Annotated in this window: 1 pseudogene; it reads right to left on the reverse strand. The window is 39.9% G+C overall.

The features are described from left to right. Positions 1-425 (reverse strand): annotated as a pseudogene (locus AB1471_RS17065) (IS6 family transposase); the annotation flags it as partial. Between the last annotated feature and the right edge of the window lie 86 nt (positions 426-511).

Genomic DNA, 511 nt, shown 5'->3' on the forward strand with positions numbered 1-511 from the left:
TGGATTCTTATCTACAGTGATCACACGAGGTTCACAAACATGAGAAGCAGCCAAGGCTTTCTTGAAAAAGCGCTTGGCTGCTTGTTTGCCTCGATTCGCTGAGATAAAAATCAATCGTATTCCCTTCTGAATCCACTGCGCGATATAAATACATCCAAGCTCCTTTTACTTTCACATACGTTTCATCGACTCTCCAGGAATCATTGGTTGTTTTCAGATGACGGCGTACTCTTTCATCTAATTCAGGTCCATATTGATGCACCCATCGCATAATGGTGGTATGAGCAATCGATAAACCTCGTTCCTCCATCATTTCCACTAAATCACGAAAGCTTAGGTTTTACCGTAGGTAGGTACCATCTTACCGTTAATAAAATGATTTCAGGCTGATAGTGCTTCCATTTAAATTGATTTTCCATACTGATCACGCATCCTTTTTAGAATAATAGTATCAGTATGTCCAAGGTTTAGAGATTACTTGCATGGATCTTGATGTTTTTGCACCAGAACC

Source organism: Jeotgalibacillus marinus (assembly GCF_040801915.1).
In the GTDB taxonomy this organism is placed as follows: Bacteria; Bacillota; Bacilli; order Bacillales; family Jeotgalibacillaceae; genus Jeotgalibacillus; species Jeotgalibacillus marinus.